Origin of the sequence: Marinithermofilum abyssi (assembly GCF_014641195.1) — a bacterium.
GTDB classification, from domain to species: domain Bacteria; phylum Bacillota; class Bacilli; order Thermoactinomycetales; family DSM-45169; genus Marinithermofilum; species Marinithermofilum abyssi.
The window spans coordinates 165,385-191,897 of sequence record NZ_BMHQ01000007.1 but is presented as its reverse complement, the minus strand read 5'-3'; the positions used below and the strand labels follow the sequence as shown (position 1 = coordinate 191,897).

Genomic DNA, 26,513 nt, shown 5'->3' with positions numbered 1-26,513 from the left:
TTTGACTTGTTTGGTTGTTTTTTGCGCCAAAAGCACGGAAACATTTGCTATAATAATATATTGAAATGATTCAATCATTTTCTGTTTCCGTTGTACCCGAGAAAGACTTCTAAGAATGCCACGGATGGGAGGAGACGGATTGACAGCAGGAACCCGAATCCCACTGTATGACGAGTTGGGTCAAATGATCTGGATCGATCGGGAAGAATTCCGTCAGCGTGTCATTCCCGAAAATATGCAAGCCGAGTGGGACCATGCAGAGGGTTTGTATACCCTGGTCGTGCAGGTCTTCCGGGATGGATTTTTGGAAGAAGCGGGCAAAGGTGCCGATCGCTTGCTGGAGTTGACGGAGCGGCAAGAAGGGGCACTGTTGGTCAAAGCTCTGGTTCATTTGCGCCAAAAGCAATACGGTGATGCTGAAGCCGTTTTGCAAGAGTGTATCGAGCGCTTTCCCGACCGGGGAGTCGCCTATACATACCTGGCCAAAGTATATGCGAACCGTGAGGAAAAAGAGAAGGTGCTTCCTGCCCTTATTGAAGGGTTGAAGCGCGAACCGAACCAGGAGACGGCTCTCCGGATGCTGACGCGTTGGTGCAACAGCCGGGAGCAAGCGGAGGAGATTTTGAAGGAGCTGGCATCTCAGCCTGATGCATGGTGGCCCCAGCTGGAACTGGGCAAGCTTTATCTCGATTTACGTCAGGAATCAGAAGCGATGGACCGGTTTCGGGCTGCTCTGGACTTGACGCGCTCCTATCGAGTGGATGAAGAGTTTCCAGAATGGGAGGAAGAGGTGGCGGCGATGACGGTAACCGCTAACTTGCGCAAAAAAGGATGGACCGATGCGCTGATTCGTTTTTGTGAGGATTACTGGACTCCTAAATTTATCACTCCTTTTATCGGAACGGATTATGCGCAGGCGCTAGAAGAAAAAGGGGAGATCAAACAAGCAGTAGAAACGCTTCACCAGATGGTGGAGTATGTGCGCCCCGAATATCAACCCATGCTTCACTATCGAATGCATCAATTAGAAAAGAAAGCGCTGCTGTCACGCAACTAACAGGAGAAAGCCTCCATCTTCGTCATGGATCGGATGTTACCTTTTCTCGGAACGGGGAATGGTAAGAAAGGAATACATCCCATTAGACGAAGAAGGAGGTTTTCTTTTTGCGTTCCATTTTTTCTTCCGATGTGTTACAGGGAAAAACAGTGGTGGTGACAGGCGCCACTGGAGGGATTGGACAATCCATTGCGCAACAATTGGCTCAAATGGGAGCCAATCTCCTATTGACCGGGCGTAACCAACAAAAGTTGGCACGCCTGAAACAATCGATTCAGGCCGAGTCGGGTCAGGGGAAAATTGAGACAATCCCCGCGGATTTGACGGATGCGAAGGATCGGGAACGGTTAGTAAAAGAAACCCGGAAAGCGTTGGGGTCCATCGATATCCTGATTAACAACGCCGGGGTATTTGCCGGAGCGTTGCTCGAAGAAGTGGAGCAAGCAGAGTTGGAACGGGTGATGAACGTCAATTTTACCTCTATTGTGATGTTGACTCAACAGGTATATGAAGAGATGCGGCGCCGTCGATCGGGCAAAATTATCAATATCTCTTCCCTGTCAGGGATTCGCGGTTGGGAAGGAGGCACGATCTATGCTTCTTCCAAGTTTGCTTTGAACGGATTTACACAGTGTCTGGCAGTGGAAGCGGCCAAATACGGCATTCAGGTTAATGCCGTAGCCCCGGGCTTTGTGGAAACGGATATGGCCAAAGAGGCGATCGGTGTAAAGGCCCGAAGAGCGGGCAAATCCTTGGAAGAAATGTGGTCTCAAATGGAAAAAGGGCTTCCTTCCGGAAGGTTGAGCCGGCCGGAGGAAGTGGCGGCGGTCACTGCTTTTCTGTGTACAGATGCAGCAAATAACATTATAGGAGCCCAGATGCGCATCTCCGGAGGAGGGCTGCTTGGTTAAATCTTCCCCTGAAACAGGCGTTTCCTGTTGTTTTCACTCCGGCTTTCGCTATATGATGGGATACAGAGGCATCTACGGGAGTGAAGAGATCATGGAGAGAAAAGCGGCAGCTTATGATTTTTGGAATGATGAACGCTTGGGTATTGACCGTCCTCGCCTTCATGTCCCCTATGAACAGCTGTCGGAAAAAGAGCAGCACCTTTTTGAGCTGCGATGTCAAGAGATTTGCTCCAGGATTCCGCCGCAAATCAAGAGCTTTGAACGGGAGTATATGAATTGCTTCGAGGCGTTGAATCGATCCGGCGACGATCAGGAGTTTGAACAGTTATTCGACCGGATGAACGATTTATCCAGCCGTATTTGTGATTTGAATGTGTTGTATTTGCATATCGAGGGCTCTTACCTGGGGGCTAACGTTCACGGTTGAAAAAACACCGGTACTGCCGGTGTTCAGATTGACGACAAACCTCTAGTAAGCAGAGAATGCCCTTTTACCCGTCGCTTCCCTTCCGACGTCACGAAGTGATCCTGTACGCTCTAAAATAGAGCGTGACCCTCCGCACGTAAATGCAGGTGCGATGACCGAGGCGGGAGCCAAAGAATCTTTGCATGGCTCGGTTTTTACCTCGATCACACGTTTTTTCGCTGGGTACGTCGTTCAAAAGCCGCGACTGAGTAGAAGGGCTTCCTGCTGTCCCTCTCCAACAAAACTCTGTCAGCAACCTCAACACCGGACCAGTGCCGGTGTTTATTTGTTATTTCTTTTATTTCTTGCGTCCTTTTCTTCTGGCTCAGCTTGTTCCTCTTTTTTACGGCGGGCTTCGGTGGACGGATCAATATCCGTCAATTCTCCGCTTTGTTCATAAGCAAACTGTACACTTTGAAAAATACTGTCCGTGTTTTCATCGTACTCGTGCCGATTGCCCATCATTCATTCCTCCTTTATACATAGCATGGGGGGATGGCGGAGAAGTCATGAGAGGTAAATCCTTACAGGGTCTTTTGGTCCCTATGGACTTCAAACACTGTATTTACACGGTTTTTCCTGCGGAAAGATCAACATGATATAAAGGTTTGAATATACAGTCATTTGAAGGATAAAGATGAATGCATTATAATGCTCAATGTATTTTTAAACATTTTAGCTTGATAAAGCACTAACGAAACCAGTAATAAGAGGTGAAAATACGGCGGGTAGGGGTCTGCCGTGAAATTAGGATGAAGCAGGAGAAAAAAGAACTCGGCTTTTTCACATTAATTGCCTTGGTGGTAGGCACCATGGTAGGGGGAGGAGCGTTTAATCTGCCCAGCGATATGGCTGCGGCGGCAAACAGCGGTCCTGTCATCTTGGGATGGTTGATTACCGGGATCGGTATGATCGCCCTGGTGTTGGTCTTTCATAACCTCACCAATCGCAAAGCGGAGTTGGATGGCGGGATTTATGGATATACCCGGGCTGGATTCGGAGAGTACCTCGGATTTAACAGTGCCTATGGATATTGGATGTCCACTTTGCTGGGGAATTTGGCATTTTTTACGCTGTTGTTCAGCTCGCTCAGCTATTTCTTTCCGATTTTTGGCGAGGGGAACAACCTTCCTTCCATTATTGCTTCCTCTGCTCTTCTTTGGGCAGTTCATGCCCTGATTTTAAGCGGGGTGAAAGAAGCCTCTCTGGTCAATCTGATTACGACCATTGGGAAGATGATTCCCATCTTTGTCTTTTTAGTATTGATCGTATTTGCCTTTCATTATGATGTGTTCCTCCAGGATTTCTGGGGACCCGACACCCGGGGTTTTGACTGGAAAATCGTCAAGGAACAAGTGAAAGAAACCATGCTGGTCACCTTGTGGACGTTTGTCGGCGTGGAAGGTGCCGTGGTAATGTCCGGCCGGGCCAAAAAGAAAAAAGACGTGGGTCGGGCGACGGTGATCGGCTTGCTCGGTACCATGACGATTTACATTCTGATTTCCATTTTATCGCTCGGGGTGATGTCCCGGTCGAAACTAGCCGACTTGAAAGCTCCCTCGCTGGCCTACGTGTTGGAACATGTAGTGGGCCCTTGGGGTGCCGTACTGATCAATATCGGGTTGATCGTTTCTATTGCGGGAGCATTGCTGGGCTGGACCCTCTTGGCGATCGAATTACCTTATGTCGCCGGACGTGAAGGGGTGTTCCCCAGCTGGTTTGCCAAAGAAAACAAAAATGGAAGCCCCAGCGCTTCTTTGTGGGTTTCCAACGGGATTGTCCAACTGTTTATCATTATCGTCCTGTTTTCGGAATCCACTTATCAGATTGTATACTCCATGGCCAGTGTTGCTATTTTATTGCCCTATCTCTTTTCGGCCTTGTATCAGGTGAAATTGGTTGGAACGGGAGAAACCTATGAAAAAGGAGATTCCCGTACCAAAGACATGATCATCGGATTGATCGCCAGTCTCTATTCCATGTGGCTGGTGTACGCCGCCGGGCTGGATTACCTCCTGTTGACAGCGGTCATTTATGCTACAGGATTGTTTTTGTACGGAAAAGCCCGTGCAGAAAAGGGGGAAAAATGGTTCCGCCCGGGAGAGAGTCTGCTGGCCCTGTTTATCCTGGGAGCGGCTGTCTTCGCCATCTATATGATGTGGATCGGCCAAATTCAACCGGGAGCGTAACGGAACAAAAGCCGCTTCGCATGGAGCGGCTTTTTTTATTTCCCGGATGGAGGTGCCTCCGTCTCTGTTGGATCGGTTTTCGTCGGATCCTCCTGGACCGGTTGGCCAGGCGGGTGCTTAGGCGGTTGATGAGGAGCCGTCTGTCGATTCAGCGGCTGCCATTCGTCATAATACCGGGTGTACACAGCCTGGATCAGCGACTCAAACTGATCCGGTACGGAGTGATACCCTGTTCCGTACAACCCTTCCGCGGGTTGGTACGTTTTGTACACTTCTATACTTTCCAACACATAATATTCGTCCAGCGGGTCTTCCAGATGCATCAAATCGGTCTTTACAGGCAAAGGCCGATGAGAGAAGCGATCAGTGAAAATGGATATAAAATATCGGGTCTTGGACGGACGAATGAGATTTTCTTGTTCCATCTTCTCCAACACTTCTCCAATCTTGGCGTGATCCGGATGTACGTCCGCCTTGGACATGGTGCGAAACTCGGCATCGGGAAATTGTTTCAAAAAGTGCTCAATGATCGGTCGGACATTGTGTTCCGTGAAGCCGCCATTGGGAATCGAATAGGTAAAGATGTTTTCCTTCGGCACGCCCAATGCCTCACCGGAACGGTAAAAGTCGTCCACTCGTACCTTTCCGAATTCCTTCAGGGAAAGATGGCCGTACAAAGAAGGCGTTCGTCGGGTATCATGATAGGTTTTATGCCACTTGCAAAAGACCCGCTCACCCGCTCGTTCGGCATGGACCGAGCTGGCATCAAACCGGCCGTTGACCACTTCTCTGGCGATGGAGTGTTCCCCCTCTGAAAAAAGAACCAGGTAAACGGGGTGCCCATTATAAATGGCGTTTCGTATATCCACCGCATAGGTAAGTACCTCGTCATCAGCATGAGGTACGAAGTAAACAACCGGATCCGGGCCCTTTTTCTTCTCCTGGGGTTTTGGTGTATCACCTTGGGCTTGATAGTGTGCAAAAAACGCTCCGAAACAAACCAAAGAAAAGAGAGATAAAAGAACCTGAATCTTTCTGATCGTACAAGCGCTCCTTTATCTCGTCCGTCCGGATAAAAAGGGTCGATAAAAGAATCCAATCACGATTATACTCGGGAGTTTATGGTAATGGCAACTGCCTTTTGATCCAATTCGAGAGTTATAGAGAGGGAGCATGGGGATAAATCTTTTGGGGGATAATAGTTCACGTTAACGGCGAGCTTCTTATTCCACGTATCTTTTGGATTGTAAAATTGACGAAGCAGTCGGTGCCAAGAAAGGATCTTTGCATCAACGGTAAAAACCATTATGATAGTAGAGGGTGTCTGAAGACGGCTACCCGTTGGGAATCAGCAAATACACCGGTATAGGGGGAATCGGTTTTGCTTTTCAACCGATCGAAGGATTCACTTTTTTATCAAACAATGGTGGATGCTGCCGGCAACATCGTGGAAGCGATGCAATTGTTTCGACAAAATGTTGAAACCCTGGAGCACAAGGAAGAGTATGCCGAAAAATTGAAGGAGCTGGAGTCCAAAGGGGACGAATACACCCATATGCTGTTGAAGGAACTGAATCAAACCTTCGTTACGCCTTTGGATGGAGAGGACATCTTTCAATTGGCTGTCAAATTGGACGATGTGCTGGATGGAATCGAAGCTTGTGCTTCCCGTTTTGTTTATTTTCATGTGGACAAAACGACTCCGTACCTGATGCAGTTTGCAGAGTTACTGGAAAAAGTGGCGGAAAACCTGCAAGAGGCCTTCATCGCCTTGGAGAAAAAGGATTATGCTACGATTCGGAAGATCTCCGTGGAAATCAACCTGTTGGAAAACAAAGGGGACAAATTGATGCGCGAGTCGGTAGGGTCCCTGTTTGAAGATCCCAAAGATCCCTATGAACTAATCAAAATGAAAGAGATCTACGAGAATCTGGAAAAGGTGACGGATACTGCGGAAGACTTGGCTGATGTGCTGGAAAGCGTGGTCATGAAGTATGCTTGATCCCATAGTGCTGGTCGTTCTGGTTATCGTGTTGGCGTTGGTATTTGACTTTACCAACGGCTGGCACGATTGTGCCAATGCGATCGCCACGTCGATCGGGACACGCACGTTGACACCGTTTAAAGCGGTGATGCTGGCCGCCGTGTTAAACTTGGCAGGTGCTTTTTTCTCTACAGCCGTAGCTAAAGCGATCGGGGAAGATATCGTCGATCCGAAAAATGTCACTTTGCTGGTGATCGTGGCCACGTTGTTGTCAGCAATTATCTGGAATACGGTGACGGTGCTGATAGGGCTGCCGACTAGTTCATCTCACGCATTGATCGGCGCTCTCATCGGGGCAGTAGCGGCCTATAAAGGCTTTGCTGTATTGAAAATACAGGGCATCCTGCTTATCTTTGTGGCGATGTTTCTGTCGCCGCTGCTCGGTGGAGTGCTGTCTTTTCTGCTCATGAAGTTGATCCGCAGTCTGTTTGCCAATACCGCACCGTCCAAAGTGAAAAAGCTGTTCCGTCCGTTACAGATTCTTTCGGCATCTTTTATGGCTTTTAGTCACGGCACTTCAGATGCTCAGAAGGCGATGGGGATTATTACGATGGCGTTGGTGGCCGGTGGTTACCTCGAATCCGTGGAGGTGCCAACCTGGGTGATGGTATCCGCCGGTCTGGCGATGGCGTTAGGTACCGCCATCGGCGGGTGGAATGTGATTCGCACCATGGGGTACCGGCTCAGCAAACTGGAAACACCCCATGGTTTTGCAGCGGAAACTTCTGCCGCTCTTCTCTTGGCTACCGTCGCAAAAATCGGGGTTCCCGTCAGCACCACCCAGACCATTACCGGTTCCGTGATAGGTGTAGGGGCAGCGGAGCGCTTAAAAGGCGTCCGCTGGGGTGTTGCCGGCAAAATCCTTTACGCCTGGGTCTTTACGTTGCCAGGCACCGCGGTGATGAGTTTCCTCATTTATCAGGTACTGAAGGTATTGGAGTAGAATATCGTGCTAAACAAAAAGCTCCCAGCTGCTGTCAGCTGGGGTTTCTTTGTTTATACAATCGGATCGCAGGCCTTATTCAGCAGATTGGTATCGCAATCTTTTCCGGTATCATAAGAGAGATTGCCGATTTGCTGTTTCAACAGCGTCCACTGATTTTCCCCCTGCCAGCATGCTTGAACCGTCCGCAAGATGCTGTCCGCCTCTTTCAAAGCTTTCTCCCAAAGAGACCAAAAGCTTTCTCTGTGCCGTTCTTGAGGAAGAGCGGGGTGAACCCATGCATGCAGCGATTCGTTCAGATAATCCACAGAGGGATTGGGTTTTTTATAACGAAAGGGTCGAATAGCACCCATCGTCAGAATGAACTTGATCCCGTAAGGGTCAAAAAAGAGACGGAGGGCGTGGAGCATATGCCTGTAGGCGCGTTGCCAGTCTCGACCCTTGATGGAGCCGGCTTCCCTGGGAAAATGCTTGCGTGCGGTATGCTCCATGACCCGAACCCAACTCCGTGGGAGTTGTTTGCCGAGATTGATATGGGGAGTGACCGGCTCTTTCCAGGTTCGGATTTTTTCCAGCCGGAGGGCCAGGATTGTATCGATAATGATCTCCAGTTCCTGGTGTTTGTATTTGCCGTCGCCTGATCGGTAAATGATGTAGGGATGCGTCCAGCGATCGAGAATGTGATGGGTGACGAAACCCTGGATATATTCACGCATATCCACGTGTTGCAGACCCGCTTGGATCAGATCCAGCAGAAACGGTCCGCAATGCCGTTTGTGAATCGCATTGCCGAGATTGCTGACCCGGGAATCCCATTTCCATGGATAAAAGTTGTGATAAAGAAGAAAGTCTGGTCCCTGGCAACCGAAGTTAAAGGCCTTCGGGTTTACGGGCACCGAAAAACCGGCCCTTTTCAACGCCCTTTGTCCAAACAAGATGTGGCTCCAGACATTTGGCAACCCGTGTCCCTCCTGAGTTTGGCAGTTCCCTATTGGATTCGACAGCCGCTGCCAAACTCCTCTTTTTCCCGTAACAGATGGATTTGGTCATCCCACAAAGCCGTGGTATAGTGATATCATATCAGTCCAACAGACGGGAGGAAGCATGGTTTGAACTACTTGGATACGGCGGTGCATGCTGCCAGACAGGCTGGGGCATTGATTCGGGAAAAAGCCACTTCTGCCAAGCGGGTGAAAACAAAATCTTCCGCTCATGATCTGGTAACGGAAGTGGATCAAGCATCGGAAGAAATCATTCGGGAAATCATTTGGGACCATCACCCGGAACATGGTATTTTGGGAGAAGAGGGTGTTCAGCCAGGAGTGGAAGCCTCCAAAACGGCTTTGGAAGAACATCGCAGCAAGGAATATTTGTGGATTGTGGATCCGATCGACGGGACGACCAACTTTGTGCACGGATTCCCGTTTTTCTGCGTTTCCATCGCGTTGGCGGAGCGGGAAGATGTAATTGTCGGCGTGATCTACGACCCCTTACGGGATGAGCTTTTTACTGCGGAAAAAGGCAAAGGGGCTTATCTCAACGGTGAGCCGATTCGGGTATCGGGAGAAAGCCATTTGGAGGAGGCTCTCTTGGCCAGCGGGATTCCCGCGGATGCCCGGGGGATCCGCATGCGTAACGTGGAAGGGATCTTGCATTTGGCCCCTCGTTGCCGGAATGTGCGAACGGCCGGATCGGCAGCTCTACACTTAGCGAGTGTTGCTGCCGGTCGATTGAGCGGTTTCTGGGAGCTTGAACTAAATGCCTGGGATTTGGCTGCGGGAAGCTTGTTGGTCCAGGAAGCGGGCGGTCGGGTGACGGACACCGTAGGTCGTCCTTATGATATCGGCGTGCGTCATATCTTGGCTACCAACGGACGGATTCACGATGACGTGTTACATGGATTGAAAGAAGCCGGGGTTACCGGTTTTGAACAAAGCTGAATCAGCTGCAACCGCACGATGCTTTAAACCACCAAGGACGGGTTAGCGGTAGGGGTGGAAGGTTATGGATATGCGACCAGGAATCAATCACGTGGAATGGTGGGTGAAAGACTGGGCTATTTCCGGTCCCTTTTACACGGAGCTGTTTGCTTTGCTTAGCTGGAAGGCCTTGGCGGAGCGGGCATTCAGCAGTGGACAGTCGGAGATCTATTTCCGTGAAATGCCTCATTTGGAACGTCAGGACGGACTGGGCCCGCGTCATTTTTGTTTTCAGGCTGTCAGTCGAGAGACGGTTGACCGAGTTCATGATTGGCTGGTTAAAAATAAGGTGACGGTGCTTCGGGGACCGCTGGAGCAAAGCCATTATTCACCCGGCTACTACACCGTGGATTTTTTGGACCCGGATGGCTACATATTGGAAGCCGCCTACACCCCGCATATGAAGTTGTAGAGGAGGAACGACGGTGACGATCGATTGGCAACAAGAGATGGTAAAACAAAAGGATGAGTTGTTGGCCCGAGCAAAGGAACTGCTGGCCATTGAAAGTGTACTGGACGAATCTACGGCCAAAGAAGGAGCACCTTTCGGGAAAAAAGTGGCCCAAGCCCTGCAGTATATGTTGGACTTAGGGGAAGCTGCTGGGATGAAAACAAAAAATGTGGAGGGCTATGCCGGACATCTGGAAATCGGTGAAGGGGACGAGCTGATCGGTGTTTTGGTCCACTTGGATGTCGTACCGGCAGGGGAAGGATGGTCTTCCCCTCCTTTTGAGCCGGAAGTGCGTGACGGGAAGTTGTACGGCCGCGGTGCGCTGGATGACAAAGGTCCGGCGATGGCCGCGTTTTTTGCGATGAAGCTGGTGAAAGAACGGAACCTTCCCTTATCCAAAAAAGTACGCCTGATTTTGGGCACGGATGAAGAGTCCCAGTGGCGGGATATGGACTACTACTTCGAACGGGAAGCGATGCCCGATATGGGCTTTACGCCGGATGCGGATTTCCCCATCATTGTGGCGGAAAAGGGGCTGCTCGACGTCACGTTGGCAGGAGAAGGTGCAATGGAAGATCCGGCGGATGGGGAGTGGATATTGGCCGAGTTTGAGGCGGGCCAGCGGGCCAATATGGTGCCGGAACTTGCCCGGGTCCGACTGGAAGGAGACGGCGATGTTTTCGAGCTGAAAGAGAAATACCAGGATTTCCTTTTACAGCGGCGCATTCGCGGCTATGCGGAGGAAGCCGATGACCATCTGATGTTGGTGATGCAAGGGCAAGCCCATCACGGATCCGAACCGGAGAAAGGTTCCAATGCCGCCTATCACTTGGCGCTTTTCCTAAAAGAGTTGTCTTTGGATGCCTCTGGAGAGCGTTATGTATCCATGTTGAACCGTCACCTCGTGGACAGCTTTGACGGGGCCAACCTGGGCATCGCTCAGTCTGACGATCAAGTAGGAGCCTTGACGGTGAACGGCGGCGTGTTTCGCTATCGCCGCGGCGGGGAACAACTGGTGAAGCTGAATATTCGTTACCCCCTTTCCGGGGATCATAAACAGATCCTGCAGACGGTGGAAAAGCAGCTGCAGCCATTTGGCCTGAAAGTGGCGGATATCGATCACAAAGCCGGACATGCGGTCGATGAATCTCATCCTTTGGTAACCACTTTGCAAAAGGTTTATGAGGAGCATACCGGAGAGAAAGCCGAACTTCGCCGCATCGGCGGGGCAACCTATGCCCGGGCGCTGAAGACGGGTGTAGCCTTTGGTCCCTTGTTCCCGGGGCGGAAAGATACGGCCCATCAAAAAGACGAGCATCTTGCGGTGGATGATCTCGTCCTAGCGGCGGCGATGTATGCACAAGCGATCTATGAATTGGCGAAATAAGAATCAACCAACTGGGCACCTTCCGTATTCGGAGGGTGCCCAGTTGGTTGACAAACCTGTCCAGTCAAGCAGAGAATGTCTCCACCCGTCGTTCCCTTTCCACGTCCACGTAACAGAGGGGCATCCATTTTAAACAAACAGCTGAGATGCCTCGGCACCCGTCGAATCTCGAGGCTGCTTTTTTCTGACAGGTCAGGACTACTCACCGGCCAAGTCGGTTTTTTCCTTCCGGTTACGCAGTTTGATTAAGCGGTAGCTGTGGCTGACCACCACTTTCAACACCGCATAGGTGGGCACTGCCAGCAGCAATCCCAAAAATCCGCCAAGGCTGCCCGCTACCAGCAACAAGAGAATGATCGTCAACGGGTGGATATTCAGGGTTCGTCCCATGACCATAGGAGAGATAAAGTTCCCCTCCACCTGCTGAGCGATCAAGGTGACGATCAACACTTTCAGTACCATCCACGGCGAATCGATAAAAGCAACGATCATGGCGGGGATGGTCCCGATGATCGGTCCGACGAAGGGAATGATGTTGGTAAACATGGTAACCAGCGCCAATAAGAGAGAGTAATCCAGGCCGATGATCAGATAGCCGATGTAGATGATGATTCCCACACAGACACTGACCAACACCTGCCCCTGGATGTAGGAACTGATGGCTTTGTCCATGTCTGCCAAGATGCGGCGTCCTTCGGCGCGTTGAGTGGAAGGGAGAAACCGCAACACTTGCCTCGGCGCTTTTTCCCCCTCCTTTAACATGTAGAAGAGAATGAAAGGGACGGTGACAAAGACGACCACGATACTGGTGAGGATACTGAAGAACTTGGCAATGTTCGTAACGATGGTGGAAGTGCTGCTGCTCAGATACTCCGTGATATTGCCGGTGATTTCATTCAGGCTGTTTTGTTCCAGGTAATTGTTCACCCACGGGTGGTTGTGCAACCGTTCCAACTGCGTTTGTACTTTGGTAAACAGAGTGGGCAGATTCTCAATCAGGTTGGTCAGCTGTTTTTGCAACAGGGGTCCCGCCAGAAAGATCAATAAAGTAACCAAACCGGCAAACGCCAGATAGAGGAGCAGAATGGATAATACCCGGGGAATACCGATGGTCTGTAAGTAGTTCACAACGGGACGAAATAGATAATAGAATAGCCCGGAAACGAGAAAAGGGAAAAAGAGGGTCTGTACGAGGACAACGACTGGTTGGAAAATAAAGTCAACCAGCGTCCCCAAATAAATGATCAACAGAATCAGTACGATGGCATAGCCGAACAAAAAGGGCTTTGACTGTGGCATGGATACACTCCCTTCCTAACACCAGTCATCTCCAAAACTTAATGACATTTTACCAAAACTGCGGAAAAAAGGGACATCGAGTGTAAAAAAGCATACTGGAGGCAAAAAAAAAAAAAAAAGCCGCGGGTGATTTCCCACGGTGTATTCAGGGGAGGAGAGCGGAACTTTCGCTCTGATTTTCAACATGCAAGGCACCGCCGACTCCGTCCACAATCCCCTGAACCGGCTCCAGCAGTCCACCTTGATCGCTGCCGTCATCCGGTTTCTGCTGCTTGGGCGGAGGGCTGCTGTCATCGGGTGTATCGCCGTTTTGTCCATCATTCGGTTGTTGGGGCTGAGACTGCTGCGGCGGTTGCTTCGGTTCAGGCTGAACCGGTTCGGTCGATGTCTCTTTTCCGGGAACAGGTTTGTCATCAACGACCTCTTCCGACGGTTTACTCCGGGCCTGGCTCCACTGAGGCTCCCGGTCTTCTCTATGTACCGGCTGTTTGGCTGTCACGCGTTTTTCTGTCGGTTGTTGGGTTAAATCATCTTTCGTTTTCCGGCTTTCGTTCTCTTCGGTCGATCTTTTCTGTGGTTGGGAAGCCAGTTCCGTTGCCGGTTTCTCGTCAAAAAGCTTCGAAAAGCGATCTTGGCTTTGCGGAGCCTGGGCCTGCGGTGCCGCATAGCCTGGAAGCATCAATCCTCCTACCAGGCAAAGCAATCCCACCTTGTGGATCCGTGTCCACTTTTTCCGTTTGATAGGTTTCAGCATCAGATACACCTCCCTTTTTCACCTTTAGGCTCTTTATCCAAGTACTAGTGTATCAAAAGCTTGTTCACTTGTCTGTAACCCGATAGGTGGAGATGAGAGGTTCTTCATACAGATAATAGGGAATCGGCTTTTGGAGTCAGGTAGTCTCCATCAAAGATCGCAGATAATCGACTACTTCTTTGCATTTCTCGGCCAGCAGATCCACTTCTTCTTCCGTCGTCGTTTTCCCCAAGGTAATGCGAACGCTCTGATATGCTTCCTCAGGCGAGCGTCCCATGGCCGTCAGCACATGGGAGGGGGCGTGTTTACCGGCGCTGCAGGCGGACCCGCTGGAGACAGAAATACCGTGTCGGTTGAGCTCCAGCAGGAAGGCTTGCCCCTCCACTTGTTCAAAGCTGATATTGAGATGGGAGGGCAGCCGCAGGGTTGGATGACCGTTCAAACGGACTCCCGGAATAGTCTCGGATAAGCGTGTCCATAATCGATCCCGCAAGTGAGTCAGCCGGCTTTCCGTGGCAGCGGCTTCTCGGTCCGCCAGGTGTGCTGCCACCCCCATGCCCACAATGGCGGGAACATTCGCCGTCCCGGGTCGAAGACCCCGCTCCTGCCCGCCCCCGTACAGGATCGGATCGATTCGGGTTCCCTTGCGCAGGTAGAGGACGCCGACCCCTTTGGGGCCGTTGATTTTGTGTCCGCCCAAGGACATCAGATCAACCTGCCACGTCTGTACATCCAGCGGCTTTTTGCCGAACCACTGGACCGCGTCGGTATGAAACAGGATTCCGGTGCCCATTAAACGCCTTCCAATGTCAGCGATGGGCATCAGGGTGCCGGTTTCATTGTTGGCTGCCATCACGCTGACCAGGATCGTATCCGGTGTGAGGGCGGCTTCCAATTCTTCCATGCGGAGCTCTCCCTGCTCTGTGACCGGCAGATATGTCACACGGAATCCTTCTTGCTCCAATGCCCGGCAGGTGTGCAGGACGGAAGGGTGCTCCACTTGGGAGACGAGAATGTGGGATCCCCGGTTTTTATGCTTGCGTGCGGCACCGAGCAGTGCGAGGTTATTGGCTTCGGTACCCGATGCGGTGAAGATGATTTCCCGTGGAGAAGCTCCGATGGCAGCAGCCACTTGTTCCCTGGCATGCTCTACGGCGGCTCGGCTCTGCTGGCCAGGGTCATGCAGGCTGCCGGGGTTGGCGGGGGTGGATCGCAGGCTCTCCATCATGGCATCCAGTACTTCAGGTCGTAAAGGTGTCGTCGCTCCGTGATCAAAGTAGAGGTTCACGATTTGTTCCCTCCTTTGTTACACTTTTAACATTATCCCTTTTTCACAGATTTGTGAAGAGAAAAAGAGGTTATGGGAGGAAAGCGATTACAAATCCGTTTATGGTGGTTTGACAATGGAGTGGAGATCAGGAGAATGAAAGAGAGAATGGAAATCTTAGATTTTGAATTGTGAAAGGGTGAACATATTGCGGTTGGAGCAGCCGGATGTCGTGGTTGTGGGAAGCGGAATCTCGGGTTTGATCACGGCATTGCTGTTGTCCCGCGGCAGCGAAGTAGCTGTCTTGACCAAATCCCTGGAGTCAGGCAACTCCTACCGGGCACAGGGGGGGATTGCGGCAGCGGTTGGGAAAAGTGATCATCCGAAGCAGCATGGAGAAGATACATTGCGGGCCGGGGGCGGCCTTTGCGATCCCGATGCAGTGGAGACGTTGGTGACGAACGGACCTGCGGCCATCGAACTTCTTCACCAGTGGGGCACTCATTTTGATCGGGATGGAAGTAATTGGTCCTTGTGCCGGGAAGGAGCCCACCGCCTTCCGCGGGTGCTGCACGCCGGTGACGCTACTGGAGCGGCTATTATGAGCGCCTTGTTGAAACGAGCGGGGGAGCATCCCCGTATTCGCATATACTCTGGTGTGACAGTGACGGATCTGGCAATGACCGGGGGGGAATGCACGGGCGTATGGGCAGTGGACGAAACTGGACCGGTGTTGTTTCGAGCGGCAGCTGTCGTTTTGGCTACCGGCGGGTGCGGGCAAGTGTATCGCTATACCACCAATGATCCCGCCGTGACGGGAGACGGATTGGCTATGGCATACCGAGCAGGTGCCGTACTTACCGATATGGAGTTTGTCCAATTTCATCCCACAGCACTGAAGGGGGACCAGCTTCCGCTGTTCCTCATATCCGAGGCGGTTCGCGGAGAAGGAGCCGTTTTGGTGAATGAACAGGGCCATGCATTCATGAAACAAGTGCATCCATGGGGGGATTTGGCTCCCCGGGATGTGGTGGCTCAAGCCATTTTTCGTCAGATGGAAGCAGGTCGGAACGTGTTTTTGGACGCGCGAAAGATTGGAACCTCCTTTGAAAAGCGATTTCCTACCATCTGGGGACGTTGCCGGGAAAACGGCCTCAATCCGACAACAGATCTCCTACCGGTGACCCCGGCTGCTCATTTTGTAATGGGCGGGATTCGTACAGACTCCTGGGGACAGACGACGATTCCCCGACTTTTCGCGGTGGGGGAAGCAGCCTGTACAGGGGTTCACGGAGCGAATCGACTGGCCAGCAATTCCTTGTTGGAGGGGGTTGTCTACGGTCGCCGGGTATCGGAAAAGGCGCTCTCGTTGCTTTCAGCCCCATTGGGAACAGAGATGCCCGATACACCGCCACCCTGTATATGCAGGACAAGACCCACATCTTCCCGGTGGAAAACGGAGATCCAGCGCATCATGTGGGAAACTGGAGGCATCATTCGCAGCGAAAGGGGTTTAACATCCGGGCTGCACCAACTGGCACAATTGGAGAAGAAAGTGCCGGCAGAAGAAGTGGAATGCCGCAATATGATTACTGTTGCACAATTAATTTTGCGTGCAGCCAAGTGGCGGCAAGAAAGCCGCGGCGGCCATTACCGGGAGGATTACCCAAATACAGAAAGAGTTTGGGCGAAAAAACACAGTCGGCAACAGAGGGGGACTATGGGTGAACCGGATGCACTTGCGACAGTTTGTTCGTGAATCTTTGAACGAGGATATCGGATTCGGCGATTGGACCACGGAGGCCTTGGTTGGGGAAGATCACCGCAGCCGGGCGGTCCTCTTGGCGAAGGAGGAGGGAGTAACAGCCGGTTTGGCCGTGGCGGAAGCGGTCTTCCGGGAGCTGGATCCTGCGGTGACTTTTGTTGCCGCGGTATCCGACGGGGATGTTGTTGCTGCCGGGAGCGAGCTGGCAGTGATCCAAGGAAAAACACGGGATTTATTGGCCGGGGAGCGGGTAGCACTCAATCTGCTTCAGCATCTGAGCGGGATCGCCACGCAGACCCGGAAAGTGGTCGACGCATTGGAAGGTCTGGATTGCAGCGTATTGGATACTCGAAAAACACTGCCGGGTTTACGGATGTTGGAGAAGGCGGCGGTCAGAGCCGGGGGCGGCGTCAATCATCGTTTCGGCTTGAGTCATGGCGTGATGATCAAGGACAATCACATTGCCTTGGCGGGCAGCATGTCAGAAGCGGTGCGCAGGGTTCGGGAGCAAGTCGGGCATATGGTGCAGGTGGAAGTGGAAGCGGACACGCTGGAGCAGGTGCGGGAAGCGTTGGCTTTGGAGGTGGATGCCATCCTGCTCGACAACATGGACCTCGCTACTTTGCGGGAGGCGGTCGCTTTGATTGACGGCAAAGTATGGACGGAAGCCTCCGGCGGCATTACGCCGGAAACTGCCCGTGCCGTCGCAGAAACGGGAGTGAATGCCATTTCCATGGGGTGGCTGACGCACTCGGTTCAGGCTTTGGATATCAGTATGGACATTCAATCCGAGGAGGGTTCATGATGACTGTACAATCTTTGGCACCGACATATACGGAGCTTCCTGATAAATACCGTCAATTGAGCGACGCGGAACTGGACCGCCGCATCCAGGCAGCCAAAGACCGGCTGGGCAGCGATCTGGTAATTATGGGACATCATTACCAGCGGGATGATGTGATCCGTTTTGCCGATTACACCGGGGATTCCCTGGAATTGGCCCGGATTGCCCAGCGGCAGCGGGATGCCAAAGCGATCGTATTTTGCGGGGTTCATTTCATGGCCGAAACGGCAGATATCCTAACGACCGAAGAGCAGCAAGTCATTTTGCCGGATATGAAAGCAGGATGCTCGATGGCGGATATGGCCGACATCGACGAGTTGGAGGAAGCTTGGGAAGTGATCGAGGATCTTTATGGAGATACGGTCCTCCCGATCACCTACGTCAATTCTACCGCGGCCATCAAAGCTTTTGTGGGAAGGCATGGAGGGACAACTTGCACGTCTACCAATGCCCCGGGAGTGCTGAAGTGGGCTTTTTCCCGCAAGAAACGGGTGTTGTTTTTGCCGGACCAACACCTGGGAAGGAACACCGCTTTTGAGATGGGCATTCCTTTGTCCGAAATGGCCGTGTGGAATCCCGTCGCGGGAGAGTGGGAAGAAGTCGACGGCCCGATGGATCAGATGCGGGTATTGTTGTGGAAAGGGCATTGCTCTGTTCACACCAAGTTTACGACGGACCAAATCCGCCGGTGGAGGGAAAAGGATCCGGAGATGCGTATCATCGTTCATCCGGAGTGTACCTTTGATGTGGTGCAAGCGGCAGATGACAGCGGATCGACCAGCTATATCATCCGGAGAATCGCCGAATCGGCTCAGGGGAGCCGATGGGCTGTCGGTACCGAAATCAACTTGGTGCAGCGGCTGGCGAAGCAACATCCGGACAAAACGGTGAAATTGTTAAGTGAAACGATGTGCCCTTGCCTGACGATGAACCGGATCGACCGGCCTCACTTGCTTTGGGCATTGGAATCTTTGGCGGAAAAACAACTGGTGAACCAGGTGAGGGTTGATTCGGAGACGGCACGATGGGCCAAGACCGCACTGGACCGGATGTTGGCGATCAAATAATGATTTCTTCACATTCCCCTTCCGTACCGCGGCAGGGGGATGATTTTTTTTCATTTAAAATCCAGTCATCCAACCATAGAGGAGATTTTCATGCGAATGTCCAACTTGTAAAAAGAGAAAAAATCCCCTCTTTTGGAAGATAGGGGTTTTTTGTTTCCATTAGGAACGTGACATCACGAAAGGAAAGGGTTGAGTATGTCATTTTTCCGTCGTTCCTGTTTGGGGCTGGAGTTGTCCGATTCCCTGTTGAAAATCGTGGAACTGCAGCGTTGGTGGGGTCCGCCCCGCTTGAAACAAGTGATCATTCATCCTCTGGTGCCGATATGGAGCGCAGAGGAAGGGTGGACAGAGAAAGAGGAACTGATCCACTCGATCCAGGAAGCGTTGGGTGAAGGGCGGTTGGGTACGCGTAAAGTCCGCCTTTCTTTGAGCAATCGCCACGTGGTTACCCAAAAGTGGAAAGTTCCTGAGATGAACCGGCAGCGCATGCGACGCTGGATTGAGAGGAAAGTGCTGCCTAAGTGGCAGCATCCTTGCGGAGAGAACCCGCTGTTCGATTTTCAGCCCACGCATCATGTGTGGGAGGATGGAGATTGGCAGGAGGTGGCAGTGTCTATTGCCTCCCGAAGCTATGTGGAAGAATGGATCCAAATCATGCGTTGGTGCGGTTTGAATCCGGTGGCGGTCGATCTCGCGGCACTTCACTCCCGGCGCTGGCTGGATTATTGTGTGTCATCCACCGCATCACGGTTGGCTTTGATCCATGTCCATGCGGACGGTATTGAGATCAGCTATATTCAAGAAGGCGTTTTGCATGCAGGTACCTACTTCTCCATGCCGATGCGGAAATCCCGGCAACAAAATGGGGGAACTGCAGGTGCAGATCCGCTGCGACCCATATTGGACACTCCGGATGAGATCACAAGTTACGGGCAAACCATGATGAAAATGATGAAGACAAGTGGTGCCCCGTGGCTGGAAAAGCAGATCTGGTCTCCGAATGTGCAATGGGTGTTGAGCGGTGAAGGCGTACATTTTCCTGTTTTGAGGGAGTGGCTGATGAAGCATGGCGCTCCTTCGGTAGTCGTCGCCGACAGTCCGGAGGCCATCATGCCGGAGGAGATATCCGACCTTTCGGCTTCGCGCCTGGGACCGGCTCTCACAGTTCCATTGGGTGCAGCTTTGGAGGGGGTGAAGGCTGGGTGAATCTAATGCCGCCGGCACCGGCCGGCAGACGGTATTTTTTTGCGGGTCTGGCGGTCATTTTATTGTGGCTGGCCAACTTTTTCGCATTTACTCTATGGCTGTTCCTTGAAATGAATCAACAGGAAGCCGTGTTGCGACGTCATCACGCCCAGTTGGATACCCTAAGGGCCCGTGCCAGGGAACGGGTGACGGAAAAGAAGGCGTTTATGGAACGGCACGGCGCAGCATTGGCTTACCAACAAGCCGTGGGTACGCTGATGAAAACCCGGATCCCGTGGGATGAAGCCATGGAGATTGTCGCAACCACGCTGCCCGGTAATGCCTCCCTGTTTCGACTCAAAGCCAGTGGAAAGAGAGTGGATGGGTGGGCAGCTTTTCCCACTGCAGACGGGGGGGCCGCTTTTTTGGACAAGCTTCGGGATCATCCGCAGGTGGAAGGCGTTTTTTTGGATTGCATAGGCAGGGGCTGTGCCGGTTCTTCCCTTCGAATCCAACCCGATGACGCACAGATCCTCCATTTTCATTGGAATTATCGGGTGACGGATACCGTCGAAAACGGGGAGGTACAGCCATGAAACAGCGGAAACGCCCCTATCATTGGTGGAAGTCGGGAAAGGTGCTCATGATCGTTTGGGGAACAGGCACACTGCTAGTGACTGCGGCCTCCTTGGGCTTCTTATATCCCCAGTATCAGGAGCTTCAACGGTTGCGTGCCGAAAATGCAGCAGCTCAACGGTTTATTGCTCAGCATAAGGACTTATTGAAGCCTTCCTATGCGCTGCCGTTGGAACCTTCTTCGGAGGAATTGCAAGAGTTGCAGGGGCAGTTGCCTGTTCGGATCGAACCCGCCCGGCTCATGACGGATTTGCGGGGGGCTGTGGCGGAATCCCGAGCAACTTGGGTCAAGCTGCAGCTGGCAGAAGATGCCGAAGATCTCCCCGAAATGAAGGAAGAATTTGCTGATTCTTCCCCAAAGTTAGAGATGAACGTGAAACATGTGAAGCCTCTCTGGGGCGATCTCTATGTACGAGCTTCTTATGATGAACTAAAAGATCTGTTTGCGAAGCTGGAGCGGATGAAGCGAATCATCACCGTTACAGGATGGGTGTTTGAAGACAGAGAAAAGAACGAGGGCAATGTCCGGATTCGGCTGATGTGGTATGTTTATCAGGATGTCAATCTGAAACATATGCCTCCGTTGCCCGGCTTGGAGCTTCCCGCTGACGAGACCTCCCAGCCGGTAGAAGTAGAGTGGGGAACGAAAAAGAAGAAAATAGAAGATCGCGAAGTCACTGAGAAGCAGGGTGGAAGCGGGAAACAGCAAAAGTGAAGAGCTCGTCACTAATGTGACGAGCTCTTTTGCGTCACTCAAAGGGCTCTTCGGCAGGGTCCCGATTGGAGGCGGCCACTTCCCTGAGAGCGAAAGAAGCGGTCTCCCATGCTTCCCATTCATGGCGGGAGGGTACCTGGAAATCTTCCGTTACAGCAAGGCTGCGGGCGCGCCGGGCTTCCTTTTCGAGACGGTGTGCCAGATAGTGAAAACGGGCACGAACATTTTGTTCCATGGAACCATTGGCCTGCTCCTTGCAATAAAGCAGACAGTTTGGACACATGATCCACTTCAATTGACCGTCCACATAGACATCTGCAAAGATGGCGCCGGGATAAAAATGGTCGTGTACCTCGCAAAAATCACAGGCCATTTCGTTTTGGCCGGTCATAAAGCCCAGTTTCAAGCTGACTTGCCGTTCTTCCCATTCCGTTTCTACTTCTTTCTTTTTCTTGAGTTCGATCGTTTTGAAGAATCGTTCCAGCCAACGCTTTACAAAACCGTGCGGAATGGAACGGTTCCACGATTGAAGCTGATGAGTGAAGTTTTCGAAGAAAGCTTGGAACCCGGCGTTTCCGTTGGGTGGATCTTCCTCCATCCGCTCTTTCGTTTTCTTTTTTTTCAAGTAAATGATCAAATCATTGGCAGCAGCCTCTTCCTTCATCAAATCCAGCTCTTGTAGGTAATCCAGAGAGGCTTCCATCGCTTGTCCGGTGACATAGTGCTTCTCCCCTTTTTCGATAATGAACAATTGTCCATCATCGACGGCTTGTTGAAGTGTTTCCGGACGGATATGCCATTTGTCAGCCGCTTCTTCCAGGGTGAACAACGTTTCGGTACCGGTGGTTTCTTCCTGCGGGTGTTCTTCATCATGAAACGGCGTCATGGGCATGCCCCTTTCTGTCCTGTTCCTATGTATTTTTTCGATCCAATTGCCGTCATTTCCCTGCTCTTTTCGAAAAAAAGTGGAGAATAGACAAAAAATCCCTCCGCACAGACTCTCGGAGGAATGCTTTCAGGGCTAACTTTTTTCGCTGCAGGTAGACAACTGCTGATGCAAATGGGTCAGTGCCACATACCATTGTCGGTTTTCCTGATCGGATCGAACCGCCGAGATGATTTCATTCTGTTTAAACAGCCATTGCCATAATCCTTCTTTTGTTGCTCCATAAGGGAATCCGCAGGCTTTATACAAGGACCAAATCTTAGAGCGGGTAGTTTCCCATAGTTTGACAGGTTCAGGTTCGGACAAAATGGGGTACAGCGCGGTTTTGATTCCTTTCCACAAATGGACGGCCCGATCTACTTCGGACTGGTCTACTGCGGGGGACAGTTCCTCGGGATCGGATAGGCCAGGCCGATTGTACGGCTTCATTTTTTCCCTCCCTTGATCAATCGTACATTCCTGAGTATCCCAGCAAGGACAGCTTCGGGCATCTTTGTACATGATCCGACTGAAGTCCGTTTGGATAACAAGAGATGGAATGGATTGTTACATAAATATGGGATATGGAGGGATCATTATACATTTTAATAAAACTTTTTATGTAGAGGATATACATAGTACATAATTGAGCCGTGCCGTGTCCAAGGAGAAAAATTGAGCACCGAGGGTGCAAGAAGACGACGGTACACCACATCCTGATAGTTCTAACAATTCCGATATATTGAATATCTCTCTTCCATCCTACCATGTTTGGCCGGTAACTGTATAGCTTCTTTTTTCAAGGAACATGATTCACAGAATTTTCTCCGCTGAAAGAAGAAAGATTCCCAGCATTTATCATCGAAAAAATTAGCTAAACAAGAGAAAGGAAATACGAAAAGATTCATCCTGTGGTCTGCGTTTTTTTGACTGATGGGGAGAAGGGCATTTTATTGCGGTCCTTGGTATTTTTCATAGGGACTTCTCCTCAAATCCAACGCGGAATATGTTATGATGGAATCGCAACGACCCCGTTACCGCTTTCTTCGGTTTGCATCCAGGGGAACAGAGGGGAGGATATGAAGAAATGCGGACCTGGGTAGACAAGGATACCTGCATTGCCTGCGGGGCCTGCGGCGCTGCCGCTCCAGACGTATATGATTATGATGAAGACGGAATCGCTTACGTGATTTTGGACGATAACGCTGGAACGGCGGAAGTGCCGGAGGACCTCCATGAAGATGTATTGGATGCCAGAGACGGCTGTCCGACGGATTCCATCAAAGTGGAAGAATAAAAAGCCAGCGGCTGCTCGACAACAAGCGGGCAGCCTTTTATATTGGAACACCGGGAGGAGATCAGATTGCAGCAACCCAAACACCCGGCTGAAAAGGAACCCATGGGGATGAAAGCGGAGCTGAAAGCCATTTTCGGCAAACGCAAATTTATGATGATCGTGGCTTTGATGGCACTGCGATGGACGATAGAAATCTTATGGCTGTACGGTGTATGGGTCCTCTTTTCCTCACAGGAGTCGAACCCATATCCCTTTGTATACTTTTTCGCTGTCACAGTGGTATATCTCATATTGACGTTCATTTGGTTCATATATGAGAAAAAAGTGAAGGATACCATATTCGGGCGGAAAATTTTGCGGCCGGTTCGTATAGCGGTCATGACTTTTCATATGCTGTTTCTCGTTTTTCTTTTTTCGCAATTGAAATAGCGACGGAAGTTTGAATCTGCTTTTTCTGGGGAAACCAAATTCAACGGTCAACCGTTCAATGACTTCGTTGACGGACATCTGAGGAGGTACGATGATGCTCGGTTGGCTAAAATTTCCCATGAAAAAGTTTGCGGATCTTTGGAGTGCGAATGAAAAGGAAACGTATATCGTCACACGGGCATGGGAAGAGGGAGACAACCCCATCGAGCGGTATGTGGCAAAGTTTCAATATGAAGACGGTTCCTTCCGGTTTGAGATGAATCTGACGCCGGAAGAAGCGGATATTTATCAAAATGCCCATACACAATATGAAAAACGGTTGAAGGCAAATCAAGATTCGATGACGGTCCAACATTGGAAGGCCCAGAAGTTCTTAAGTCTCCACGATCATTTTGGGGAACAAATCCGCAAATATTACAGTATCCGATTGAAGACCCCGGTGGCGTGGAACCGGGCAAAAGAGTATTGCCGCCTTCAGATCCATTATGCACCAGTGGCCATACGGGCGTATCGAGACGACCCTTTTGCCGAGGGACTGCCGGAACATCAGGGATATACGTATTTGGCCCGTATGATGGAGGAAGATGGGCAGTACAAGCAAGCCCTCGACCTGGTACATGCTGGATGGAACGAGGGGTGGAAAGGGGATTGGGCTTTATGGGCAGCCCGGCTACGGAAAAAAATAGACTCTGCGGGCAAAGCTTCCGAATGAGAATTCGGAAGCTTTTTGTGTTTGCCCTGGTGCTTTTATACGGAACTTTGGTAAAGTAATAAGATATATAATAACCTTGTAGGGATCGGGAAGGAGCAACGAGCATGTTTCAGACGGTGTTGTTTGATGTGGACGGTGTGCTTTTGTCGGAAGAGCGATGCTTTGACACGACGGCGCTGACCGTATGGGAACTGCTGTATCATCCGGACTTTGTGGGACTAAAGGAAAAGTCAGTCGACCTTGATCCCGGGGATGATGGGATTCGAAGCATCCGTCAGGCGGTTTTTCATCGGGACGAGGTGTTGACCTGGCTGAAATCCTGTGGCATGAATTCCAACTGGGATATGGTGTCGATCCTGTTCGGGTATCAATTGCAGCGCTTACTGCGTCAATTGCATACGCACCGCCCGGAATGGGTAAAAGAAATGCTGCAAAGGGAGATGAATCAAACCGCTCTTCAACAAATCGGTGAGGCGGTTCGATCCGAAGGGATTCGCTTTCAGCCGGATTTTGGCGCCGTGATCCATGATTTTCGGGACGCCAGTATGGAAAAGCAAGCTTTTCTGACCCATGTCAACCGGTTGGCAGAAGCTTGGTCCGGCTTATCGGTGACTTGCTTTTCCCATCAAACTCCGATGTGGGAGTTGGGCCGGGAAGTGTACCAAGAATGGTATTTGGGAAGTAATCTGTTTGAAAAAGAAGAGGGACGGCCTGCCCGCTCTCGGAAAGAAGGGTTTCTTCACCAAGAGATTCCTCTGGCTTCTCCCGAAGCCATTCGGGAAACCCTGGATCAGCTGTTAGACAAGGGGATCCGATTGGGAATCGGCACGGGTCGTCCGGCTTTGGAAACAGAAGTGCCGTTGGATGCTTTGGGCTTGTATTCTGCTTTTGATGCGAAACATGTGGCTACCGTTTCCGATGTGTTGAAAGCGGAAGAGCGCTTTCCCGAACGAGCCCCCCTAGGAAAGCCGGCCCCCTATACGTATGTGAAGGCGTATTTGGGACGTCAGACGGATGACCGGGTGTGTGTGGAGACGCCGTTGCCTTTGCCGGATAAGGATCAGATCCTCATCGTGGGAGATTCCGTAGCCGATTTGCTTGCTGCTCGTAAGATCGGCTGTCGTTTTGCCGCCACGCTGACCGGTCCCACCGGTGAGAAAGCCCGGGCCAAATTTGAGGAACTGAAAGCTGACTACATCTTGAAGGATGTTACCAGGCTAACGGAAATCATTCGTTAAACATAGTTGTTACAGCAGCATCTACACAGATGGTTATCCGTTTTTCCATCGAGCTTCTCGGTATAGGAAAGAGATAAACGGAAACATCGAAGAGAGAATCGCAGGAGACGGCTCAACGCATCCGGCTTATTGATATTCCCCGGTGTTTTCTGCATAATAAAAGTGGGAAAGGTATTTATGGAACCCTGGAAGGGTCATAAATACAACCTTACATATAGGAGGGTTTTTTGTATGGCAAAACACGAACTGCCCGCACTGCCGTACGCCACTGATGCGTTGGAACCCCACATTGATGCGCAAACCATGGAGATTCACCATGGCCGCCATCATAAAACGTATGTAGACAAGCTGAACGCAGCCCTGGAAGGTCATGGGGAGCTTGCAGCGAAATCCATCGAAGACCTGATTGCCAACTTGGATCAAGTACCGGAAAATATCCGCACTGCGGTTCGCAATAACGGCGGCGGTCACGCCAACCATACGCTGTTCTGGCAAATTATGAGCCCGAACGGCGGTGGGGAACCGACGGGAGAACTGGCTCAAGCCATCGACAAAACCTTCGGTAGCTTTGATAAGTTCAAAGAAGAATTTTCCAATGCGGCTGCCGGCCGTTTTGGCAGCGGCTGGGCTTGGCTCGTGCTGAAAAAAGACGGCTCCCTTGCCGTAACCAGCACCCCTAACCAAGACAATCCGGTGATGGAAGGCGACACTCCGCTTCTCGGATTGGATGTGTGGGAGCACGCCTACTATCTGAAGTACCAAAACAAACGCCCGGATTACATCTCCGCATGGTGGAACGTAGTAAACTGGGATGAAGTCAACAAGCGGTATCAGCAAGCAAAATAACTGGGATATTTCTTCAGCGCAACAGCTAATGCTGTTGCGCTTTTTATATTTTTATATAGAAAAATATGTCTTTAATTGTAAAACATTATATGTTGAATAGGCCATAA

General features: G+C 51.2%; 28 protein-coding genes. 20 read left to right on the top strand and 8 right to left on the bottom strand.

From position 1 onward, the window contains the following. Nucleotides 1–139 precede the first annotated feature (139 nt). From IEW70_RS11380 to IEW70_RS11370, 3 genes are all read left to right on the top strand, one after another. Complete coding sequence (locus tag IEW70_RS11380; RefSeq protein WP_188648045.1) at nt 140–1,057, top strand: tetratricopeptide repeat protein; 918 nt, start codon at nt 140–142, stop codon at nt 1,055–1,057. A 107-nt stretch (nt 1,058–1,164) separates the two neighbouring features. Continuing rightward, complete coding sequence (locus IEW70_RS11375; protein ID WP_188648044.1) at nt 1,165–1,968, top strand: SDR family NAD(P)-dependent oxidoreductase; 804 nt, start codon at nt 1,165–1,167, stop codon at nt 1,966–1,968. Further along, nucleotides 1,961–2,395 carry a hypothetical protein gene (locus IEW70_RS11370; RefSeq protein ID WP_188648043.1) on the top strand — a complete coding sequence of 145 codons (435 nt, stop codon included), beginning with the start codon at nt 1,961–1,963 and terminating at the stop codon, nt 2,393–2,395. The genes IEW70_RS11375 and IEW70_RS11370 overlap by 8 nt, the downstream gene beginning before the upstream one ends. A 321-nt stretch (nt 2,396–2,716) precedes the next feature. Here the strand turns inward: IEW70_RS11370 and IEW70_RS11365 are convergent, their stop codons facing one another. Then, on the bottom strand, nt 2,717–2,896 hold the full coding sequence (locus IEW70_RS11365; RefSeq protein ID WP_188648042.1) for a hypothetical protein: 180 nt from the start codon (nt 2,894–2,896) through the stop codon (nt 2,717–2,719). Between the two features lie 290 nt (nt 2,897–3,186). Between IEW70_RS11365 and arcD the strand changes: the two genes are divergently transcribed. Next, a complete protein-coding gene (gene arcD, locus IEW70_RS11360; RefSeq protein WP_188648041.1) occupies nt 3,187–4,623 on the top strand; it encodes an arginine-ornithine antiporter in 1,437 nt (478 codons plus the stop codon). Between the two features lie 35 nt (nt 4,624–4,658). Here arcD and IEW70_RS11355 read toward each other — a convergent pair whose 3' ends face one another. Continuing rightward, nucleotides 4,659–5,627 (bottom strand): PIG-L family deacetylase, encoded by a 969-nt coding sequence (locus IEW70_RS11355; RefSeq protein ID WP_188648040.1) that lies wholly within the window; start codon nt 5,625–5,627, stop codon nt 4,659–4,661. Nucleotides 5,628–6,004: 377 nt separating this feature from the next. Between IEW70_RS11355 and IEW70_RS11350 the strand changes: the two genes are divergently transcribed. Continuing rightward, nucleotides 6,005–6,625, top strand: a complete 621-nt coding sequence (locus IEW70_RS11350) for a DUF47 domain-containing protein (RefSeq protein WP_188648039.1) — start codon at nt 6,005–6,007, stop codon at nt 6,623–6,625. Then, nucleotides 6,618–7,610 (top strand): inorganic phosphate transporter, encoded by a 993-nt coding sequence (locus IEW70_RS11345; protein WP_188648038.1) that lies wholly within the window; start codon nt 6,618–6,620, stop codon nt 7,608–7,610. Before IEW70_RS11350 ends, IEW70_RS11345 begins: the two co-directional genes overlap by 8 nt. Before the next feature lie 53 nt (nt 7,611–7,663). Here IEW70_RS11345 and IEW70_RS11340 read toward each other — a convergent pair whose 3' ends face one another. Further along, nucleotides 7,664–8,569 (bottom strand): zinc dependent phospholipase C family protein, encoded by a 906-nt coding sequence (locus tag IEW70_RS11340; RefSeq protein WP_188648037.1) that lies wholly within the window; start codon nt 8,567–8,569, stop codon nt 7,664–7,666. A 150-nt stretch (nt 8,570–8,719) separates the two neighbouring features. On the opposite strand from IEW70_RS11340, the gene IEW70_RS11335 reads away from it, so the two are divergent. From IEW70_RS11335 to pepV, 3 genes are all read left to right on the top strand, one after another. Further along, nucleotides 8,720–9,550, top strand: coding sequence for an inositol monophosphatase family protein (locus IEW70_RS11335; RefSeq protein ID WP_229751947.1), 831 nt, complete (start codon nt 8,720–8,722; stop codon nt 9,548–9,550). A gap of 64 nt (nt 9,551–9,614) precedes the next feature. After that, on the top strand, nt 9,615–10,001 hold the full coding sequence (locus IEW70_RS11330; protein WP_188648036.1) for a VOC family protein: 387 nt from the start codon (nt 9,615–9,617) through the stop codon (nt 9,999–10,001). Between the two features lie 13 nt (nt 10,002–10,014). Beyond that, nucleotides 10,015–11,427, top strand: a complete 1,413-nt coding sequence (pepV, locus tag IEW70_RS11325; RefSeq protein WP_188648035.1) for a dipeptidase PepV — start codon at nt 10,015–10,017, stop codon at nt 11,425–11,427. 198 nt (nt 11,428–11,625) lie between these two features. On the opposite strand, the gene IEW70_RS11320 is transcribed toward pepV, so the two are convergent. From IEW70_RS11320 to IEW70_RS11310, 3 genes are all read right to left on the bottom strand, one after another. Then, nucleotides 11,626–12,726, bottom strand: a complete 1,101-nt coding sequence (locus IEW70_RS11320) for an AI-2E family transporter (RefSeq protein ID WP_188648034.1) — start codon at nt 12,724–12,726, stop codon at nt 11,626–11,628. A 145-nt stretch (nt 12,727–12,871) separates the two neighbouring features. Beyond that, entirely contained in the window at nt 12,872–13,480 is a 609-nt protein-coding gene (locus IEW70_RS11315; RefSeq protein WP_188648033.1) for a hypothetical protein, read from the bottom strand. Nucleotides 13,481–13,616: 136 nt separating this feature from the next. Further along, nucleotides 13,617–14,768 (bottom strand): cysteine desulfurase family protein, encoded by a 1,152-nt coding sequence (locus IEW70_RS11310; RefSeq protein ID WP_229751946.1) that lies wholly within the window; start codon nt 14,766–14,768, stop codon nt 13,617–13,619. Nucleotides 14,769–14,955: 187 nt separating this feature from the next. On the opposite strand from IEW70_RS11310, the gene nadB reads away from it, so the two are divergent. From nadB to IEW70_RS11280, 6 genes are all read left to right on the top strand, one after another. Then, nucleotides 14,956–16,506, top strand: a complete 1,551-nt coding sequence (gene nadB / locus IEW70_RS11305) for an L-aspartate oxidase (RefSeq protein WP_229751945.1) — start codon at nt 14,956–14,958, stop codon at nt 16,504–16,506. Beyond that, nucleotides 16,481–17,317 (top strand): carboxylating nicotinate-nucleotide diphosphorylase, encoded by an 837-nt coding sequence (nadC, locus tag IEW70_RS11300; RefSeq protein ID WP_188648065.1) that lies wholly within the window; start codon nt 16,481–16,483, stop codon nt 17,315–17,317. Before nadB ends, nadC begins: the two co-directional genes overlap by 26 nt. Continuing rightward, on the top strand, nt 17,317–18,423 hold the full coding sequence (gene nadA / locus IEW70_RS11295; protein WP_308423155.1) for a quinolinate synthase NadA: 1,107 nt from the start codon (nt 17,317–17,319) through the stop codon (nt 18,421–18,423). The genes nadC and nadA overlap by 1 nt, the downstream gene beginning before the upstream one ends. A gap of 195 nt (nt 18,424–18,618) precedes the next feature. Further along, entirely contained in the window at nt 18,619–19,629 is a 1,011-nt protein-coding gene (pilM, locus tag IEW70_RS11290) for a type IV pilus biogenesis protein PilM (RefSeq protein ID WP_188648031.1), read from the top strand. Continuing rightward, nucleotides 19,626–20,204, top strand: coding sequence for a PilN domain-containing protein (locus IEW70_RS11285; protein WP_188648030.1), 579 nt, complete (start codon nt 19,626–19,628; stop codon nt 20,202–20,204). Before pilM ends, IEW70_RS11285 begins: the two co-directional genes overlap by 4 nt. After that, nucleotides 20,201–20,959, top strand: coding sequence for a hypothetical protein (locus tag IEW70_RS11280; RefSeq protein ID WP_188648029.1), 759 nt, complete (start codon nt 20,201–20,203; stop codon nt 20,957–20,959). Before IEW70_RS11285 ends, IEW70_RS11280 begins: the two co-directional genes overlap by 4 nt. Nucleotides 20,960–20,993: 34 nt before the next feature. Here IEW70_RS11280 and IEW70_RS11275 read toward each other — a convergent pair whose 3' ends face one another. Together IEW70_RS11275 and IEW70_RS11270 are read right to left on the bottom strand one after the other, a co-directional pair. Beyond that, nucleotides 20,994–21,845: a hypothetical protein gene (locus IEW70_RS11275; RefSeq protein WP_188648028.1), complete on the bottom strand. Its 852-nt coding sequence runs from the start codon at nt 21,843–21,845 to the stop codon at nt 20,994–20,996. 135 nt (nt 21,846–21,980) lie between these two features. Next, entirely contained in the window at nt 21,981–22,334 is a 354-nt protein-coding gene (locus IEW70_RS11270; RefSeq protein ID WP_188648027.1) for a hypothetical protein, read from the bottom strand. A gap of 637 nt (nt 22,335–22,971) precedes the next feature. Between IEW70_RS11270 and IEW70_RS11265 the strand changes: the two genes are divergently transcribed. The 5 genes from IEW70_RS11265 (at nt 22,972) to IEW70_RS11245 (ending at nt 26,406) form a co-directional block, all read left to right on the top strand. Continuing rightward, on the top strand, nt 22,972–23,181 hold the full coding sequence (locus IEW70_RS11265; RefSeq protein ID WP_188648026.1) for a ferredoxin: 210 nt from the start codon (nt 22,972–22,974) through the stop codon (nt 23,179–23,181). Between the two features lie 66 nt (nt 23,182–23,247). Continuing rightward, complete coding sequence (locus IEW70_RS11260; RefSeq protein WP_188648025.1) at nt 23,248–23,610, top strand: hypothetical protein; 363 nt, start codon at nt 23,248–23,250, stop codon at nt 23,608–23,610. 94 nt (nt 23,611–23,704) lie between these two features. After that, nucleotides 23,705–24,322, top strand: coding sequence for a hypothetical protein (locus IEW70_RS11255; protein ID WP_188648024.1), 618 nt, complete (start codon nt 23,705–23,707; stop codon nt 24,320–24,322). A gap of 104 nt (nt 24,323–24,426) precedes the next feature. Next, a complete protein-coding gene (locus IEW70_RS11250; protein ID WP_188648023.1) occupies nt 24,427–25,560 on the top strand; it encodes an HAD family hydrolase in 1,134 nt (377 codons plus the stop codon). Nucleotides 25,561–25,791: 231 nt separating this feature from the next. Further along, nucleotides 25,792–26,406, top strand: a complete 615-nt coding sequence (locus IEW70_RS11245; RefSeq protein ID WP_188648022.1) for a superoxide dismutase — start codon at nt 25,792–25,794, stop codon at nt 26,404–26,406. Nucleotides 26,407–26,513: the final 107 nt, after the last annotated feature.

Coding starts and splice junctions, on each gene's coding strand:
- IEW70_RS11365 (WP_188648042.1), bottom strand. CDS start 2,896: ATGGGCAATCGGCACGAGTACGATGAAAACACGGACAGTATTTTTCAA.
- arcD (WP_188648041.1), top strand. CDS start 3,187: ATGAAGCAGGAGAAAAAAGAACTCGGCTTTTTCACATTAATTGCCTTG.
- IEW70_RS11345 (WP_188648038.1), top strand. CDS start 6,618: ATGCTTGATCCCATAGTGCTGGTCGTTCTGGTTATCGTGTTGGCGTTG.
- IEW70_RS11330 (WP_188648036.1), top strand. CDS start 9,615: ATGGATATGCGACCAGGAATCAATCACGTGGAATGGTGGGTGAAAGAC.
- IEW70_RS11320 (WP_188648034.1), bottom strand. CDS start 12,726: ATGCCACAGTCAAAGCCCTTTTTGTTCGGCTATGCCATCGTACTGATT.
- IEW70_RS11315 (WP_188648033.1), bottom strand. CDS start 13,480: ATGCTGAAACCTATCAAACGGAAAAAGTGGACACGGATCCACAAGGTG.
- nadC (WP_188648065.1), top strand. CDS start 16,481: ATGCACTTGCGACAGTTTGTTCGTGAATCTTTGAACGAGGATATCGGA.
- nadA (WP_308423155.1), top strand. CDS start 17,317: ATGACTGTACAATCTTTGGCACCGACATATACGGAGCTTCCTGATAAA.
- pilM (WP_188648031.1), top strand. CDS start 18,619: ATGTCATTTTTCCGTCGTTCCTGTTTGGGGCTGGAGTTGTCCGATTCC.
- IEW70_RS11280 (WP_188648029.1), top strand. CDS start 20,201: ATGAAACAGCGGAAACGCCCCTATCATTGGTGGAAGTCGGGAAAGGTG.
- IEW70_RS11275 (WP_188648028.1), bottom strand. CDS start 21,845: ATGACGCCGTTTCATGATGAAGAACACCCGCAGGAAGAAACCACCGGT.
- IEW70_RS11270 (WP_188648027.1), bottom strand. CDS start 22,334: ATGAAGCCGTACAATCGGCCTGGCCTATCCGATCCCGAGGAACTGTCC.
- IEW70_RS11265 (WP_188648026.1), top strand. CDS start 22,972: ATGCGGACCTGGGTAGACAAGGATACCTGCATTGCCTGCGGGGCCTGC.
- IEW70_RS11255 (WP_188648024.1), top strand. CDS start 23,705: ATGCTCGGTTGGCTAAAATTTCCCATGAAAAAGTTTGCGGATCTTTGG.
- IEW70_RS11250 (WP_188648023.1), top strand. CDS start 24,427: ATGTTTCAGACGGTGTTGTTTGATGTGGACGGTGTGCTTTTGTCGGAA.
- IEW70_RS11245 (WP_188648022.1), top strand. CDS start 25,792: ATGGCAAAACACGAACTGCCCGCACTGCCGTACGCCACTGATGCGTTG.